The following is a 15,909-nucleotide window of genomic DNA, read 5'->3' as shown; positions in this document are numbered from 1 at the left end:
TTGCCCTTCACCCTAACCCTCTCCCCGCTTGCGGGGAGAGGGGACTTGCCCCACCATGCCCTTGGGAGCACGGAGACGGCGCTGCATATCCCTTCTCCCCGTCGAGACGGGGAGAAGGTGGCGGCGGCCGGATGAGGGGCCATCGTCGCAAAGTCGCTATCAAGCAATCACCGGAACCAGCGCCATGAGCGATACCGACATGACAGAGACCGAGATCGCTCCGGTGAAACGCCCCGCCCGCTGGCATATCCTCGTCTTCCTGGCGCCCGCTTTCCTCGTCTATACGGCGGTGATGATCCTGCCGCTGATCGAGACGCTCAGGCTTTCGCTCTTCAACATGGTCGAGGGCCAGCTTTCCTTCGTGGGCTTCAACAATTTCAAGGTCCTGTTCAGCGATCCGCGCCTGTCCGCCGATTTCTGGAACGCGCTCGGCAACAACGTCGTCTTCTTCGTCATCCATATGCTGGTGCAGAACCCGATCGGCATCGCGATTGCCGCCATGCTGTCGGTGCCGAACCTGCGCTTCGCCGCCTTCTACCGTTCGGCGATCTTCGTGCCGACGCTGCTCTCCTTCGTCATCGTCGGCTTCATCTGGAAGCTCATCCTCTCGCCGATCTGGGGCATCGCGCCGGGCCTGATGGACTGGGTGGGGTTGAAATGGGCATTCTCGCCCTGGCTCGGCCGGCCGGACACGGCGTTGGTGACGGTTTCGCTGATCTCCGTCTGGCAATATGTCGGCATCCCGATGATGCTGATCTACGCGGCGCTCCTGAACATCCCGGACGAGGTGCTGGAGGCGGCGGAATGCGACGGCATCACCGGCTGGAGCCAGTTTTGGAAGATCAAGCTGCCGTTGATCCTTCCGTCGATCGGCATCGTCTCGGTCCTGACCTTCGTCGGCAATTTCAACGCCTTCGACCTGATCTACACGGTGCAGGGCGCGCTGGCCGGCCCGAATGGCTCGACGGATATTCTCGGCACGCTCCTCTACCGCACCTTCTTTGGTTTCCAGAACCAGATGGGCGACCGATCCATGGGCGCCACCATCGCGGCGGTGATGTTCCTCATCATCCTCGCCGGCGTCTCGCTCTATCTCTTTGTCATTCAGCGGCGTATGCGCCGCTACCAGTTCTGAGGAGACGGACATGTCGAAAGCCCGCTCCGCCCCTCTGCGCACCGCGCTCATCCATCTGGCGCTGATCGCCTATACGCTCGTGGCGCTCTTTCCGGTCTTCCTGACGCTGGTCAACTCGTTCAAGAGCCGCAACGCGATCTTCCGCGAGCCGATGGCTTTGCCGACGCCCTCGACCTTCAGCCTTGTCGGTTACGAGACGGTACTGAACCAGGGTGATTTCGTCGGCTATTTCCAGAACAGCCTGATCGTCACCGTGGCCTCTATCGCTCTCGTCCTGCTCACCGGCGCCATGGCGGCTTTCGCGCTCTCCGAATACCGTTTCCGCGGCAACACGCTGATGGGGCTTTATCTGGCGCTCGGCATCATGATCCCGATCCGCCTCGGCACGGTGGCGATCCTGCAGGGCATGGTGGCTGCCGGCCTCGTCAACACGCTGACCTCGCTGATCCTGGTCTATACCGCGCAAGGCCTGCCGCTGGCGATCTTCATCCTGTCGGAATTCATGCGCACCGTTTCCGACGACCTGAAGAATGCCGGCCGCATCGACGGGCTGTCCGAATATGCGATCTTCTTCCGCCTCGTCCTGCCGCTGGTGCGTCCCGCCATGGCGACGGTCGCGGTCTTCACCATGATCCCGATCTGGAACGACCTCTGGTTCCCGCTGATCCTGGCGCCCGGCGAAGACACCAAGACGGTGACATTGGGCGCCCAGATGTTCATCGGCCAGTTCGTCACCAACTGGAATGCAGTGCTCTCGGCCCTCTCGCTCGCCATCCTGCCCGTGATGGTGCTCTACGTCATCTTCTCGCGGCAGCTGATCCGCGGCATTACGTCGGGGGCGGTGAAGTGACGGCTCTACTGTTTGAGGAAATGGCACACCCCCTCACCCGGCCTCCGCTTTGCTCGGCTACCTACCGGGGACGGGTCGACGGCCCCGTCCCATCCTCCGGACCCCCAAGGGGAGAGGAGGGAATAGCAACGGCGCGGCAAATCACCTTCTCCCCGGCGGGGAGAAGGTGGCCCGAAGGGTCGGATGAGGGGGCTGCCTGGCACGCCGCCTCTTACCAAAGGACTAGCATATGAGCTCCTCCGCAAACCCCATCCGCGTCCTGGTCGCCGGCCTCGGCAATATGGGCCGCAGCCACGCCGTCGCCTATCACAACAATCCGGGCTTTGAGATCGCCGCCCTAGTCAATCGCTCGAAACGCGGTCTGCCGTCCGAACTCGACGCCTATCCACTTTTTACCGATTTCGAGCAGGCATTGCGTGAAACGAAGCCGGATCTCTGCTCGATCAACACCTATTCCGACAGCCACGCGGATTATGCCGTCATGGCCTTGGAGGCCGGTTGCAATGTTTTCGTGGAAAAACCTCTCGCCACAACGGTGGCGGATGCGGAACGTGTCGTGGCGGCTGCGAAGCGGCACGGCCGCAAGCTGGTGGTCGGTTATATCCTCCGCCACCATCCCTCCTGGATGCGGCTGATCGCCGAAGCCCGCAAGCTCGGCCCGCCCTATGTCTTCCGCATGAACCTCAACCAGCAGTCCTCCGGCGACAAATGGGACGTCCACAAGGCGCTGATGCGGACGACGCCGCCGATCGTCGATTGCGGCGTGCACTATGTCGACGTCTGGTGCCAGATCACCGACGCCAGGGCCGTCGAGGTGCGCGGCATGGGCCTCAGGATGACCGACGAGATCGCGCCGGACATGTACAATTACGGCCACATGCAGGTCCTGTTCGAGGACGGTTCGGTCGGCTGGTACGAGGCCGGCTGGGGGCCGATGATGTCGGAAATGGCCTTCTTCGTGAAGGACGTCATGTCGCCCAGGGGCTCGGTCTCGATCCTCGTCGACGCCAAAGCGAAATCCGACGACATCGACACGCATACGAAGACGTCCGTGATCCGGGTCCACTCGGCCGAAACCGGCCCCGATGGCTTGTTTCTCCGGCCGGACGAGGATCTGTCCATGTCCGGCGAGCCGGACCACCAGAAGCTCTGCGATCTCGAACAGGCCTATGTGCTGAAGGCCATTCGCGAAGATATCGATCTCACCCGGCACATGGACGACGCCGTGCAGTCGCTGCGCATCTGCCTCGCGGCGGATGAGAGCGTGCGCACCGGCAAGCCCGTACGCCTGTAAGCCGTCTCTGAAGGAAAACGCCCTTGGGTTCCCTGCAACTGAAATCCATCCGCAAGGCCTTCGGCACGCATGAGGTGCTGAAGGGCATCGACCTGGACGTGAAGGACGGCGAGTTCGTGATCTTCGTCGGTCCCTCCGGCTGCGGCAAGTCCACGCTGCTGCGCGTCATCGCCGGCCTGGAGGACGCGACTTCCGGCAGTATCCGCATCGACGGCCAGGAAGTGGCGGCCGTGCCGCCTGCCAAGCGCGGCATCGCCATGGTCTTCCAGTCCTACGCGCTCTATCCGCATCTGACGGTGAAGGACAATATGGGCCTCGGCCTTAAACAGGCCGGCACCGAAAAGGCCGAGATCGACAGGAGGGTCGCCAAGGCATCCGCCATGCTGGCGCTGGATCCCTATCTCGCCCGCCGTCCTGCCGAATTGTCCGGTGGCCAGCGTCAGCGCGTCGCGATCGGCCGCGCCATCGTGCGCGAACCAAAACTTTTCCTGTTCGACGAGCCGCTGTCTAATCTCGACGCGGCACTGCGGGTCCAGACGCGCCTGGAGATCGCCGGCCTGCACCGCCGCCTGAAGGCGACGATGATCTACGTCACCCACGATCAGGTCGAGGCGATGACGCTGGCCGACAAGATCGTCGTGCTGAATGCCGGTGCGATCGAACAGATCGGCTCACCGATGGATCTCTATAATAAGCCGGCTAATATTTTCGTTGCAGGTTTCATCGGCTCGCCCCAGATGAACTTCATTCCGGCCGGGAAGCTGGGCGACACCGAAGCAAAGACGATCGGCATTCGCCCGGAACACATTGCCCTCTCACGCGAAAGCGGCGACTGGAAGGGCAAGGTGATTCATGTGGAACATCTCGGCGCCGACACGATCGTCTATCTGGAAACGGAAGCCACCGGCCTGCTGACCGTCCGCCTGTTCGGCGAACACGCCTACAAGCCGGACGACGTGGTTTTCGCCACGCCCGACAAGGCGAGCCAGCGCCGTTTCGACGCCGGCGACCGGGCGATTGCCTAGAGCGTTTCCTTGTTCGATTGAAGCATTCTGTTGGCTCAAACGGAGTCGGATGGTCGGCCGGCTGGCGCAGGTCGTAGCCCCGCCTTACGGCCGAGCCAGCCGGTCGATCAGGCGGCCCGTTTCAGCCAACCCGCAGGGCCGGGCATCTTTCCGTTGGCAAAGGCGATCGGCTCGGACGTACCAAGGGGTATGCCCTTCGCCAATCGCCTTTGCCAACGAAAACCTGCTCCGGCAGAATGTTTCAATCTAACAAAGAAACGCTCTAGTCCCCTGTCGTCAGCAGCTTGGCGCCGCCGGCTGCCTGCACCGCCAGACTGCCGAAGCGGATGCCCGCTCTCAGGCAAGCCTCTTCGGAATTGCCGTTCAGCCATGCGTGGATGAAGCCGGCGTTGAAGGCGTCACCGGCGCCGGTCGTATCGACGACCGGCACGGTCTCGGCCGGCGCATGCAGCATCCTTCCGTTCGACATGGTCCAGGCGCCCTTCGCGCCGCCTTTCACGACGACGAGCGGAAAGGCGAGCGACAGTTTTCGGATCGCCACCTGCGGATCGGCCGAACCGGTAATCGCCTCCGCCTCCTCGAGGTTCGGCAGGAAGAGGTCGACGCCCTCGCAGGCCCGCAGGAGGCCGCGGTCGTAGATCAGCGTCGCATCCCAGCTCGGATCGAGCGAGACGGTGAGACCCTTTTCCTTGGCGCGGGAAACGAGGTCCGGGATTTCGTGCAGCGTCGCATATTCGGCGATGTGTAGGTGCCGCAGCTCTTCCCAATCGAGAGCGTTCTCCAGCGTCGCGGGAAGAGCCGGTCCGGCGCGGCGGGTGAGGAAGGCGCGATCCTGGCCGACGACGGCAGCCACGGTGATCTGCGGTCCCGCATCCTCGGCATGTTCGACGAAGCGCAGGTCGACGCCGCTTTCCCGGATCTGGGTCTCGACGCCGGCCGAAAGCGAATCCGTTCCGAGCCGTGCGGCAAGCGCCACCTTGCGGCCGGCATGGGCGAGATGGGCAGCCGCGATGAAGGCGCCGCCGCCGGCAGCTATCTCCATGCCGCTCGCAAAGAGCTCGCGCCCGAGCACCGGCAGGTGGTCGAGGCCCGTGAAAATAAGGTCGCAATAGACCCGCCCGATGCTGAGCACCGCGGATCTTGTCTCGGCATGCATCATCATGAACGGCCCAGAAACTTCTCTGTGCTGGCGTCGAAGAGGTAAAGGCTGCCGGGTGCGGCTTCGCAGGCGAGCTCGCTGCCGACAGCAGGGATGAATTTCTCCCGCGCCGTGGCAATAACAGATGTCTCGCCGGCTTCAAGATGCACCAGCGTTTCCGGTCCCAGCGGCTCGACGGCGGTCACCGTCCCCTTGAAGCCGAAGCCGCTGCCGTTTGCCGCATTCGGATGGGCGACGAGGTCGTGCGGCCGGACGCCGATCAGGATGTCGCCGGCCGCCGCCATATCCACACCGGAGCCGTTGCGCCTGCCCCGCACGAGGTTCATCGACGGGCTACCGATGAAGCGGGCGGTGAACACGTCGACCGGGCTCTCGTAAAGCTCGGAAGGTGTGCCGACCTGCAGGATATTGCCGTCCTTCATGACGACGATCCGGTCGGCCATGGTCATGGCCTCGATCTGGTCGTGGGTGACGTAGACGATCGTAGTCTTCAGCCGCTGGTGCAGGCGCTTGATCTCGATGCGCATCTGGGAGCGGAGCTGGGCATCCAGGTTCGAAAGCGGCTCGTCGAACAGGAAGGCGGCAGGGTCGCGCACCATGGCGCGGCCGATCGCGACGCGCTGTCGCTGGCCGCCGGAAAGAGCGGCCGGCCGGCGGTCGAGCAGGGCTTCGAGGCCGAGGATCTTGCCGGCCTCCTCGATCCTTTTGTCCTTCTCGGCCTTGCCGAGCTTCGACGTGTAGAGCCCGAAACCGATGTTCTGGCGCACCGTCATATGCGGATAGATCGCGTAGTTCTGGAACACCATGGCGATATTGCGCTGCTTCGGCTCGCGCTCGTTGACGACCGCGTCTCCGATCTTCAGCGTCCCGCCGGAGATCTCCTCCAGCCCCGCGATCATCCTGAGCGTCGTCGATTTGCCGCAACCCGACGGGCCGACGAAGACGACGAATTCCCCGTCGGCGATCGAAAGGTCGATGCCTTTGACCGCTTCGACCTTGCCGTAGCGCTTTACGATTTTTTCCAGTTCGATCGTCGCCATCAGCGGGCTCCCACGAGAGCGGTGAATTTCTCTTCCAGTTCGGCAGCGGCGGCGGCTTCGTGATCAGCCGCCTTCTTCGCCTCTGCCTCGAACGCGGTGAGTTTTTCGCGATAGGCGGCGAGTGCCTCTTGCATCGGTTCCGGCGCCGGACCGCCGAACCGGCCGCGCACGGCGACGAAATGCTCCGGCGAGACGATTTCCCTGAATTTCGCGGGATCGACGGATGGCTTGCGGCCGGTCAGATGCTCGAAGGCCTTGAGGAAGGGCTCGTAACCGTCGTCCGTCAGGCTGCCCTTGGCGGCAACCACGCTTTTCGCGGTCGCGGCGGCGATCTCATGCGCCTCGCGGAAGGAAAGCCCCTCGATGCGCACCAGCGAGTCGGCGAGTTCGGTGATGGTGATGCAGGAGCGTCGGATGTTCTGGTCGACACGCTCCGGATCGATGCTGATCTGGCCGATCAGGGCGGCGAGCAGATCGAGCACGCGCGACGCCGAGGCGAAGGCCTCGTAGCCCATGCCCTGGGTCTCGCCCTCGCTGTCGTTCATATCGGTGAAGGGCGTATTGTGCATCACGTCGAGCACGGTTCGCGCCCGGCCGAATGTCTGGCTGGCGAGATGGCGCAGGTGCTCGATCGGCACGGGATTGCGCTTCTGCGGCATGATGGAGGAGATCTGCACCAGCGCGTTCGGCACGTAGATCTGCCCGACTTCGAAACTCGTCCAGAACTGGAAATCCTGGATCAGCCGGCCGAGATGCAGGAACATCAGTTCGATTGCCGAATAGGTGGAGGTCGTGTAGTCGACCGCCGCGATACAGGAGTAGGAGTTGCGAAGCGGCGCGGAAAAGCCGAGCAGTTTCGCGACACGGGCGCGATCGATCGGAAAGCCGGACGTGGTGATCGCCGCCGCCCCCATGGGTGACAGGTCGACGATCTTCCGCGCTTCGGCAAAGCGTTCGATGTCGCGGATCAGCACTTCGATCGCCGCCGAGAGGTAATGGCCGAACGTGGTCGGCTGGGCCGGCTGACCGTGCGTATAGGCGACGATCAGCGTCGATTTCTGCCGCTCGGCGGCGTCGATCATCGCGGCCAGCAACTTGCGGGCCTTCTCCATCAGCGTGTCGATCTTCTCCTTCAAACTCAATTTGAAGAGTGTGTGGTCGATGTCGTTGCGCGAGCGGGCAGTGTGGAGGCGCCCGGCGATATCGACGCCGATCCGGGCCTTCAGCTCCTTCTCGATCAGGAAGAAGAAGTCTTCCACCTCGCCGGTATAGACGAGCGTCGAAGGATCGATTTCCCTGTCGATGGCCTCGAGGGCGTTGGCGATCTTCCCAGCCAGGTCCTTGTCGAGGATACCCGTCTCCACCAGCATGACGAGATGGGCGCGGTCGATCCTGCGGAAGCCGTCGACATGGTGGCTCTTGGCGCCGTCGAAGAGAGGTCGGAGAACCGTCTCCTTGTAGACCGGATCGGGGAACTTGCTGGTGTCGGAAAGGCGCGGGTCCGCCATGGCATTATCCTTTCAGGCCCGCCAGCATCACGCCGCGGACGATGTAGCGCTGCAGGACGATGAAGACGAGAAGCGTGGGAATGGTCGCGATGGCCGCCCCGGTCATGATCATCTCCCACTGGATGGACTGTTCGACGGCGAAGCTCGAAAGCCCGACCGGCAGCGTATAGAGTTCCTTGCTTGTGGTGACGATGAGCGGCCAGAAGAAGGCCGTCCAGTTGCCGAGGAAGGTGAAGATCGCGAGCGCCGAAAGGGCGGGCGTCACCAGCGGCAGCGCCACCTTCCACCAGATCTGGAACTCGTTGAGGCCGTCGACGCGGGCCGCCTCGATGAAGTCGTTCGGCACGGTCTCGAAGAACTGCTTCATCAGGAAGGTGCCGAAGGCCGTCATCATGCCGGGGAACATGATGCCCCAGTAGCTGTCCAGCCACCCGAGCTGGCTCGACATGAGGTACCACGGGATGACGAGCATCTCGGTCGGGATCATCAGGGTGGAGAGGATCGCCAGGAAGATGAAGTAGCGGCCGCGGAACTCGAACTTGGCGAGCGTGTAGCCGACGAGACTGTCGAAGAAGCAGTTCGACAGGGTGACGATGACCGCGACCAGCATCGAGTTGAAGAACCAGCGCATGAAACGCCCGTCTGCCAATACGGCGATATAGTTGGCGAGCGTCGGCGCGGCCGGAATGAGTCTGAGATCGTAGACCTGATCTGCGGTCTTCAGCGAGGTCGAGAACATGAAGGCGAGCGGCGAGACCATGATCAGCCCGCCGATCAGAAGCAATGTCCAGACGACGATCCGGCCGGGGCGGATATTGGCCCTGTAGAGCGGAGGGGAGAGAGTTGCGGCGTCGCTCATTTCTTTTCCCTCAGGATCCAGAGCTGCAGCAGCGAGACGATCAGCAGGATGGTGAAGAGCACCACGGTCTGCGCCGCGGCGTAACCCATGGCATAGGAGTTGAACGCGGTCTGGTAGATCATCAGCACCAGCGGCTTGGTCGAGCCGAGCGGGCCGCCGGGATCGTTGGTGGTCATGTTGTAGACCTGGTCGAAGATGCGCAGGAAGCCGATCGACGAGAAGACCACGAGGAAGACGGTGGTGGGTTTCAGGAGCGGCAGGGTGATCTTGCGAAGGATCGCCCATTCGCCGAGACCGTCGATTCGCGCGGCCTCGTAGAAAGTGGTCGGGATGGCGCGAAGTCCCGCCATGAAGATGATGATCTGGAAGCCCAGCCCGGCCCAAATCGCCGTCACCATGATCGAATAGAGCGCCTGGTCGACCGAGCGGATGAAAGGCTGCTGAGGAATGCCGATCATGCCGAAGACGTCGTTGATGACGCCGATTGGCGGCGGCTGGTAGAACCAGCGCCAGACCCAGGCCATGGCCGCGGCGGTCGTGAGATAGGGCAGGAAATAGAGCGCCCGGATGAAGCCGTGCATGAAACGCACGCGGTCGAGATAGAAGGCGATCGTGAAGGCGACGACGAGGCTGATCGGCGTGCCGACGATCAGGTAGGTGAAGGTGTTCTTGAACACCTTCCAGAATTGCGGATCCTTGAACAGCTTGGCATAGTTGGCGATGCCGATGAATTTCGCCGGACGCAGCAGGTCCCAGTTGGTGAAGGACAGCCAGAAGGCTTGCGCTGTCGGATAGAAGCGGATCACCGTGTAGAAGAGGATCGGCAGCGCCAGGAAACCCCAGACCCAGAGGAGCCGTTTCGTCCGCATGGAAAGGCGGTCCCCGAAGGATCCGCCGGGGCGGCCTGCCGCCGCCCCCTGCTGTTCAATCGTTGCCATGGCCGGCCCCGTCAAAGATGGAGTCGGATTACGGCTTGGCCGCGTCGATGATTTCCTGCTCGGCCTCCGCGGCCTGCTTGATGGAGTCCTCGACGGACTGGCCCTCGAGCAGCACGCGGTTTGCCATGTCGATCGCGTTCTGGCGCTGGGCGGCTTCGTCCAGGAAGAGCGTGGTATGGGCGTATTCCAGGCCCTTGAGGAACGGTCCGTAGATCGGGTCCTTGAGATTGGCCTCCGTGAGAGCTGCGGACCGGCGCGCCGGCAGTTCGCCGACCGTCTTCAGCCAGATCGCCATGGCCTCCGGGGAGGTCAGATAGGCCAGGAACTTCTTGGAGGCTTCCAGCTCCTCGCCGGTCGTCTTGGCGCTGATGCCGTTGGCGAAGTAGCTGGCATAGTTGGAGCGCACGCCCTCATTGTTGGCCGGCAGCTCCGTCACGCCCCATTCGAAATCCTTGATCGAGCCGAACGCGCCGAGGCGGAAGGTGCCGTCGATCGTCATGCCCGCCTTGCCGCCGCGGAAGGCAGCCTGGCCTTCGTCCATGAAGCCGGCGGCGCCAATCTTCTTCTCGAGCTGCAGGCTGGTATAGAACTTCAGGGCCTTGATGCCGGCCTCGCTGTCATAGGCGACTTTGGTGTCGTTGTCGGTGTAGGGAGTGCCGCCGAACTGGCGGATCAGCACTTCGCGCCACCATTGATGGTCCTGGCCGCCCATGTCGAGCGTGGAGCCCGCGACGGTGAGATTGCCGGATGCGTCGTGCTTGGCGATCTTCTCGGCTGCCGCGACATATTCGTCGAGCGTCTTCGGCGGATTGTTCGGATCGAGGCCGGCTTCGGTGAAGAGCTTCTTGTTGTAGAAGAGGGCGAGCGAGCGCACAGCCGTCGGCAGCCCATAATAGTCGTCGCCGCGCTTCATGGCGGAGACGATCGGGAAGAATTCGCTTTCGATCTTGTCATGCGGGAAGGCGTCGGTCGGCATCGGCTGCAGCAGGCCGCCGGCCGCGAACTTGTCGAGCCAGCCGTAGAAAAGCTGCAGGACGTCAGGGCCGTTGCCGGCCATGTTGGCCGCGATCACGCGGGTCTGGTAATCGGCATAGGGAAAGGTGACCTGCTTGACGGTGATGTCGGGATTGGCCTTCTGGAACTCGGCGATGAGCTGGTCCATCGCCTTCACGCGCGTTTCGAAGACATATTGCCAGTATTCGATCTCGACCGCCTGTGCGGCATTGAATGCGAATGTGCTGAAGCCGGCGACGAGACCGGCCAACAAGGTTGCCTTGCGCATGTGAGCCTCCATTTGCCCCGCCGGGTCAGCCGGTCTTGGGGTCTGATTGTTCCCTGCATCCGTCCGCATGTCGCGGTCGATGCGTTTATTGATTTCCGGAAGGTAGCCTTCCGTCCGAGCACTGCGGCCCCTTTTGCCCCAGTCCTGTCTCTTACGGTTCCCTGACGGCGCTCGTTTGTCAATAAGATAATTTACTTGAATTATTCTATTGCGGGAAACCGTTTTCCGGCGTTATGAATTCCCGAAACTGGAAGTCGGCGACATGACGATACAGACGATCGGCACGCACCCGGTGGCCATCGGGAAGAATCCCGAACGAAGCCGCGATCACAACCGGCGCGTCGTGCTAGACGTGGTGCGACGGCACGGCTCGCTGGGCCGTGCCCATATTGCCAAGCTGACCCAGCTCACCCCCCAGGCCGTCGCCAATATCGTCGATGAACTGGTCGGCGAGGGGTTGCTGATGGAGATGGGGCGCCTGCGCTCCGGTCGCGGCCAGCCGCCCATCCAGTTTGCCGTCAATCCCGAAGGCGGCGCGACCATCGGCGTCGAGATCGCCGCCGACCATATGGTTACGGTCGCGCTCGATCTCTCCGGAAGGCTGAGGGCGAAGCGGATCACCTCCCTCAAGGATACGACGCCCCGGCATATTCTTGCATCCTTCACCTCGGAGCTTTCGACCGTCAGAAAGAGCGTGGGGTCGAAACTGCTCGGCACCGGCGTCGTCATGCCGGGCCCTTTCGAGATCGACGGCATGACGTCGGTCGGCCCCACCACGCTGCCCGGCTGGGCCGGCATCGATGCCGCCCAGGCGCTCAGCGAAGCCTGCGGCCACACGGTCGTCGTGGAGAACGACGCGACGGCGGCGGCCGTCGGCGAGCGCCTGTTCGGCGCGGGCCTGGCGATCTCCAATTTCTGCATGATCTATTTCGGCGTCGGCATCGGTTTGGGCATCATTCAGGACGGGGCGCCCTATCGCGGCGCTTTCGGCAATGCCGGGGAGATCGGCCATGTCACCGTCGTGCCGAAAGGGCGGCCGTGTCCCTCCTGCGGCCAGCTCGGCTGTCTGGAAGGGTATGCCTCGGTCTATGTGCTGAAGGAGAAGCTCGGCTGCGCCGGCATTCCGGAATGCGAATTCGCCGATCTCGAAAGGCTGCACCGGGCGGAGCATCCGGTCGTCGAGGAGTGGATCGACGAAGCCGCCACCTATCTCGGCCCCATGGTCGCGATGCTCGAAAACATACTCGATCCGCAGACGGTAATCCTCGGCGGCGCGCTTCCGGACGCCATCATGGATGACGTCATCGCCCGCATGGGCAATTTGCCGACCTCGGTCGCGAGCCGCCGTCAGCGCGACCTGCCGCGCGTCCTGCGCGGTCAGACCGGGCAGCTGACCGCCGCCCTCGGCGCCGCCGCCCTTCCGCTGTTCGACATGGTGACCCCCAAGCTCGAAACCTCGCTGGCGGGGCTCGCCGATATTCCCGCATGACATATTGAGGAGAGATTTCATGCTGACCGCCCGCGAACGCATCGAACGGCAGATGTCCGATCCCTCGCTCGTCCGGCTTCATCGCAAGCTTTCGCGGCTGAAATCGACGGTCACGATGATGAACACCGGCGCCCATCCGGACGACGAGCAGAACGGCATGCTCGCCTGGTTCCGCCTGGGCCTCGGCATGCGGGTCGTCATCGCCTGCTCCACGCGGGGCGAGGGTGGTCAGAATGCGCTTGGGCCCGAGCGGCTCGGCCCGCTCGGTGTGTTGCGCTCCCGCGAGCTGGAAGAGGCGGCCCGCGCCATCGATGGCGATGTCTGCTGGCTGGGCCACGGCCCGGCCGATCCGGTACATGACTTCGGCTTCTCCAAGGATGGCGACGCGACCTTCACCCGCTGGGGCGAGGCCCGTATCGTTGAGCGCCTGGTGCGCGCCTATCGCATGGAACGGCCGGATATCGTCATCCCGACCTTCCTCGATGTGCCGGGTCAGCACGGCCATCACCGCGCCATGACCCGTGCCGCCGAAACGGCGATTGCACTCGCAGCCGACCCCAATGCCTACCCCGAACATCTCGCCGAAGGCCTGAAGCCCTGGAAGGTCGCCAAATACTACCTGCCGGCCTGGTCGGGCGGCGGCGATACCTATGACGACGAAGTGCCGCCGCCGGATACGACGGTTACCGTCGTTGCCGAGGGCCGTGAACCGGCAACGGGTGCCGATTACGACCGTATCGGCGAGTGGTCGCGTTATTACCACGCCTCGCAGGGCATGGGCCATTGGCCGAAGCGGCCGGACACGGCCTGGCCACTGCACCTGAAACTCTCTGCGGCCGGCTCGAAGGCGGAACAGTCCGTCCTCGAAGACCTGCCTGCATCGTTCGCCGTGCTTGCCGGTCTTCCCGGCTTGCCCGCCAATGTGGCGGAGGCCCTCCGTTCCGCCGATGCGGCGATCGCCGTGGCAATCGCGGCTTTCCCGGATCGCGACGCAATCATGAAGGCGCTGACCGAAGCGGCGGGCTGGCTGGACGTTGCGGTGTCGTCCGCCCCGGAAGAATTCAAAACCCTGCACGGCCACCGGATCGCCCGCAAACAGGTGGAAGTGGATGCCGCAATCCTGGATGCCGCCGCCATTTTCGAGCGCGCTTACGTTGATCCCTCGACCATTTCGCCGGGCTCCGTCTCGGAGATGACGGTCGAACTCGGCGACGGTGCCAAGGGCCGCAAGGTCGATGTCACCCCGGTCCTGCCGGCTGGCATATCCGCTTCGCCCCGGTCGCATGGTGACGAGCGTGTCTTCACATTGACCGCAGCACGCGCCGCGCCGCTTTCCGGTCTCTATCTGCCGGCCTGGTCGGCGCTCGGCGGCAATGGGCATGCCTGTGTGAAAGTGTCCGCAGAGATCGGCGGCCGCATGGTGACCGGCGCTTTCGACCTGGAAGAGCCGTTTGCGGTGGCGCCTGCCCAGTCGCTCACGCTGCTGCCGGATGCGCTGGTGGTTCCGCTCGGCACGAAACGGGCCGAATGGCCGATCAAGGCCAGCATTTCGGGCGTCGATGCGCCCCTTTCCTTCAAGACGCCGGCCGGCTGGGTGATGAAAAAGACGGACGGCGGCTGGACCGCCTCGCCGACCGACGCCGCAAAGCCCGGCTTGGCCGAGATCGAGCCGCAGATCGACGGCCGCCCGGCGTTCCAGGTTACGCCGATCGTCTATCGGCATATCGGCCGCGCCGGTTTCCGCGCCCCGGCTGCGCTCAAAGTCCTGTCACTCGATCTGAACCTGCCGGAAGGCGCCCGCGTCGGTTATGTCGGCGGCGGTGCAGATCGGGTCGGCATGTGGCTGGCGCGCATGGGTCTCGACGTGACCGAGCTCGACGCGCAGGCGTTGAGCGGCGACCTGTCGCAGTTCACCACGATCGTCGTCGGCATCTTCGCCTTCGGCATCCGCAAGGATCTCGCCGCGGCGACCGGGCGCCTGCACCGTTTCGTCGAGGAGGGCGGCCATCTCGTCACTCTCTATCACCGCCCGAGCGACGGCTGGAATCCGGGCGAGACGCCGGTGCGCCGCATCGAGATCGGCTCGCCGTCGCTGCGCTGGCGCGTTACCGATCCGAAAGCCGAGGTCACCGTGCTTTCGCCCGATCATGTTCTGCTGCAGGGTCCCAACGTCATCGGGCCCGAAGACTGGCAGGGTTGGGACAAGGAGCGGGGCCTCTATTTCGCCTCCCGCTGGGATGATGTCTACGAGCCGCTGCTCGCCATGCACGATCCGAACGAACAGCCGCTCAAGGGCGCGCTTGTCTCCGGCGCGATCGGCAGGGGCCGCCACACCCATACCAGCCTCGTACTGCACCATCAGCTCGACAAGCTCGTGCCCGGCGCCTTCCGGCTGATGGCCAATCTCGTGCAGCCGGCGTGAGCACGCAGGCAGCGCCAGAAGCGGAAAGCGAGCGGACCTCCAATGCCCGCATCGGTATCGGCTGGCTGCTTCTCGACATGACGCTCGTCTCCGGCGGCATGACGGCGCTCGTCAAGGCGCAAGGGGCGACCTATCCCGCCTTCCAGCTCGTCTTCATCCGGGCGATGATCGGGTTGCTCTTCATCCTGCCGCTCATCTGGCACCATCGGGCGGAGATGACGCGCATCAAGCATCCCTGGCGCAATATCTTCCGCATCTCCTGCAATGCGATCGCGCTCACGAGCAACTTTCTGGCCATCACCATGCTGCCGCTCGCCATGGTCAATGCGGTCGGCTTTTCCCGGCCGCTGATCACTATGGCCATGGCGGTTGCCATGCTGGGAGAGACGGTGAGCCGCATCCGCTGGCTCGGCGCGGCAATGGCCTTTGCCGGCGTGCTGATCGTCATGGCGCCGGGAACCGAGAGCTTCGATGTCGAGGTGCTGGTCGTCCTGGTTTCGGTGGTCTTCGGCTCGCTTGCGATCATCCAGACGCGCGCCCTGAGGGACGAGAACACCACCGTGATGATGGTCTTCTATACCGTCGGGCTCGCGGTCATCACCGCGATTCCCGCAGCCTTCACCTGGCAGCCGGTCGTGCCTTTCGACTGGATACCGCTTCTCGGCATCGGCTTCCTTGCCCAGCTTGGGCAATATTGCTTCCTGCGTGCCTATCGCATCGCCGATGCCAGCGTGCTCGCGCCTGTCGGCTATCTCTCGATCGTTTTCGTGACGGTTGTCGGCTATGTCTTTTTCGACGAGGTGCCGGAAGTCCGCGTCGTCATCGGGGTGATCGTCATTCTCGCCTCGTTGCAGGGAGCGGCCTGGCTCGAGCGGCGCCGCGGCCGCATGACGGGCAAGGCGATGTGA

13 protein-coding genes are annotated in these 15,909 nt (G+C 63.6%); 7 read left to right on the top strand and 6 right to left on the bottom strand.

Annotated features, from left to right (window positions below; all coding sequences use genetic code 11):
- Nucleotides 1-184: 184 nt before the first annotated feature.
- From QTA58_RS07630 to QTA58_RS07615, 4 genes are all read left to right on the top strand, one after another.
- Complete coding sequence (locus tag QTA58_RS07630) at nucleotides 185-1,135, top strand: sugar ABC transporter permease (RefSeq protein ID WP_085421869.1); 951 nt, start codon at nucleotides 185-187, stop codon at nucleotides 1,133-1,135.
- 10 nt (nucleotides 1,136-1,145) lie between these two features.
- Entirely contained in the window at nucleotides 1,146-1,985 is an 840-nt protein-coding gene (locus QTA58_RS07625) for a carbohydrate ABC transporter permease (protein WP_289672299.1), read from the top strand.
- 229 nt (nucleotides 1,986-2,214) lie between these two features.
- Nucleotides 2,215-3,279 (top strand): Gfo/Idh/MocA family oxidoreductase, encoded by a 1,065-nt coding sequence (locus tag QTA58_RS07620; RefSeq protein WP_289672298.1) that lies wholly within the window; start codon nucleotides 2,215-2,217, stop codon nucleotides 3,277-3,279.
- A 23-nt stretch (nucleotides 3,280-3,302) separates the two neighbouring features.
- Complete coding sequence (locus tag QTA58_RS07615; RefSeq protein WP_289672297.1) at nucleotides 3,303-4,304, top strand: ABC transporter ATP-binding protein; 1,002 nt, start codon at nucleotides 3,303-3,305, stop codon at nucleotides 4,302-4,304.
- Nucleotides 4,305-4,566: 262 nt separating this feature from the next.
- Here QTA58_RS07615 and QTA58_RS07610 read toward each other — a convergent pair whose 3' ends face one another.
- Genes QTA58_RS07610 through QTA58_RS07585 form a run of 6 tightly spaced genes read right to left on the bottom strand, consistent with a single transcriptional unit; the run spans nucleotide 4,567 to nucleotide 11,102 of the window.
- The gene (locus QTA58_RS07610; RefSeq protein WP_289673053.1) at nucleotides 4,567-5,463 is read right to left on the bottom strand and encodes a PfkB family carbohydrate kinase; all 897 of its coding nucleotides are present in this window, start codon (nucleotides 5,461-5,463) and stop codon (nucleotides 4,567-4,569) included.
- The gene (gene ugpC / locus QTA58_RS07605; RefSeq protein WP_289672296.1) at nucleotides 5,463-6,503 is read right to left on the bottom strand and encodes a sn-glycerol-3-phosphate ABC transporter ATP-binding protein UgpC; all 1,041 of its coding nucleotides are present in this window, start codon (nucleotides 6,501-6,503) and stop codon (nucleotides 5,463-5,465) included. Before ugpC ends, QTA58_RS07610 begins: the two co-directional genes overlap by 1 nt.
- Complete coding sequence (gene argH, locus QTA58_RS07600; RefSeq protein WP_289672295.1) at nucleotides 6,503-8,011, bottom strand: argininosuccinate lyase; 1,509 nt, start codon at nucleotides 8,009-8,011, stop codon at nucleotides 6,503-6,505. The genes ugpC and argH overlap by 1 nt, the downstream gene beginning before the upstream one ends.
- A 4-nt stretch (nucleotides 8,012-8,015) precedes the next feature.
- Nucleotides 8,016-8,870, bottom strand: a complete 855-nt coding sequence (locus QTA58_RS07595; protein WP_289672294.1) for a carbohydrate ABC transporter permease — start codon at nucleotides 8,868-8,870, stop codon at nucleotides 8,016-8,018.
- On the bottom strand, nucleotides 8,867-9,808 hold the full coding sequence (locus tag QTA58_RS07590) for a sugar ABC transporter permease (RefSeq protein WP_085421877.1): 942 nt from the start codon (nucleotides 9,806-9,808) through the stop codon (nucleotides 8,867-8,869). Before QTA58_RS07590 ends, QTA58_RS07595 begins: the two co-directional genes overlap by 4 nt.
- A 28-nt stretch (nucleotides 9,809-9,836) precedes the next feature.
- Complete coding sequence (locus tag QTA58_RS07585) at nucleotides 9,837-11,102, bottom strand: extracellular solute-binding protein (RefSeq protein WP_289672293.1); 1,266 nt, start codon at nucleotides 11,100-11,102, stop codon at nucleotides 9,837-9,839.
- 250 nt (nucleotides 11,103-11,352) lie between these two features.
- On the opposite strand from QTA58_RS07585, the gene QTA58_RS07580 reads away from it, so the two are divergent.
- Genes QTA58_RS07580 through QTA58_RS07570 form a run of 3 tightly spaced genes read left to right on the top strand, consistent with a single transcriptional unit; the run spans nucleotide 11,353 to nucleotide 15,909 of the window.
- Nucleotides 11,353-12,579 carry an ROK family protein gene (locus QTA58_RS07580; RefSeq protein WP_289672292.1) on the top strand — a complete coding sequence of 409 codons (1,227 nt, stop codon included), beginning with the start codon at nucleotides 11,353-11,355 and terminating at the stop codon, nucleotides 12,577-12,579.
- Between the two features lie 19 nt (nucleotides 12,580-12,598).
- Nucleotides 12,599-15,001: a PIG-L family deacetylase gene (locus tag QTA58_RS07575; protein ID WP_289672291.1), complete on the top strand. Its 2,403-nt coding sequence runs from the start codon at nucleotides 12,599-12,601 to the stop codon at nucleotides 14,999-15,001.
- The gene (locus QTA58_RS07570; RefSeq protein ID WP_289672290.1) at nucleotides 14,998-15,909 is read left to right on the top strand and encodes a DMT family transporter; all 912 of its coding nucleotides are present in this window, start codon (nucleotides 14,998-15,000) and stop codon (nucleotides 15,907-15,909) included. Before QTA58_RS07575 ends, QTA58_RS07570 begins: the two co-directional genes overlap by 4 nt.

This window comes from Neorhizobium sp. CSC1952 (assembly GCF_030378245.1).
Taxonomy (GTDB): domain Bacteria; phylum Pseudomonadota; class Alphaproteobacteria; order Rhizobiales; family Rhizobiaceae; genus Neorhizobium; species Neorhizobium oryzae_A.
This window is presented reverse-complemented; position numbering and strand designations above follow the sequence as displayed.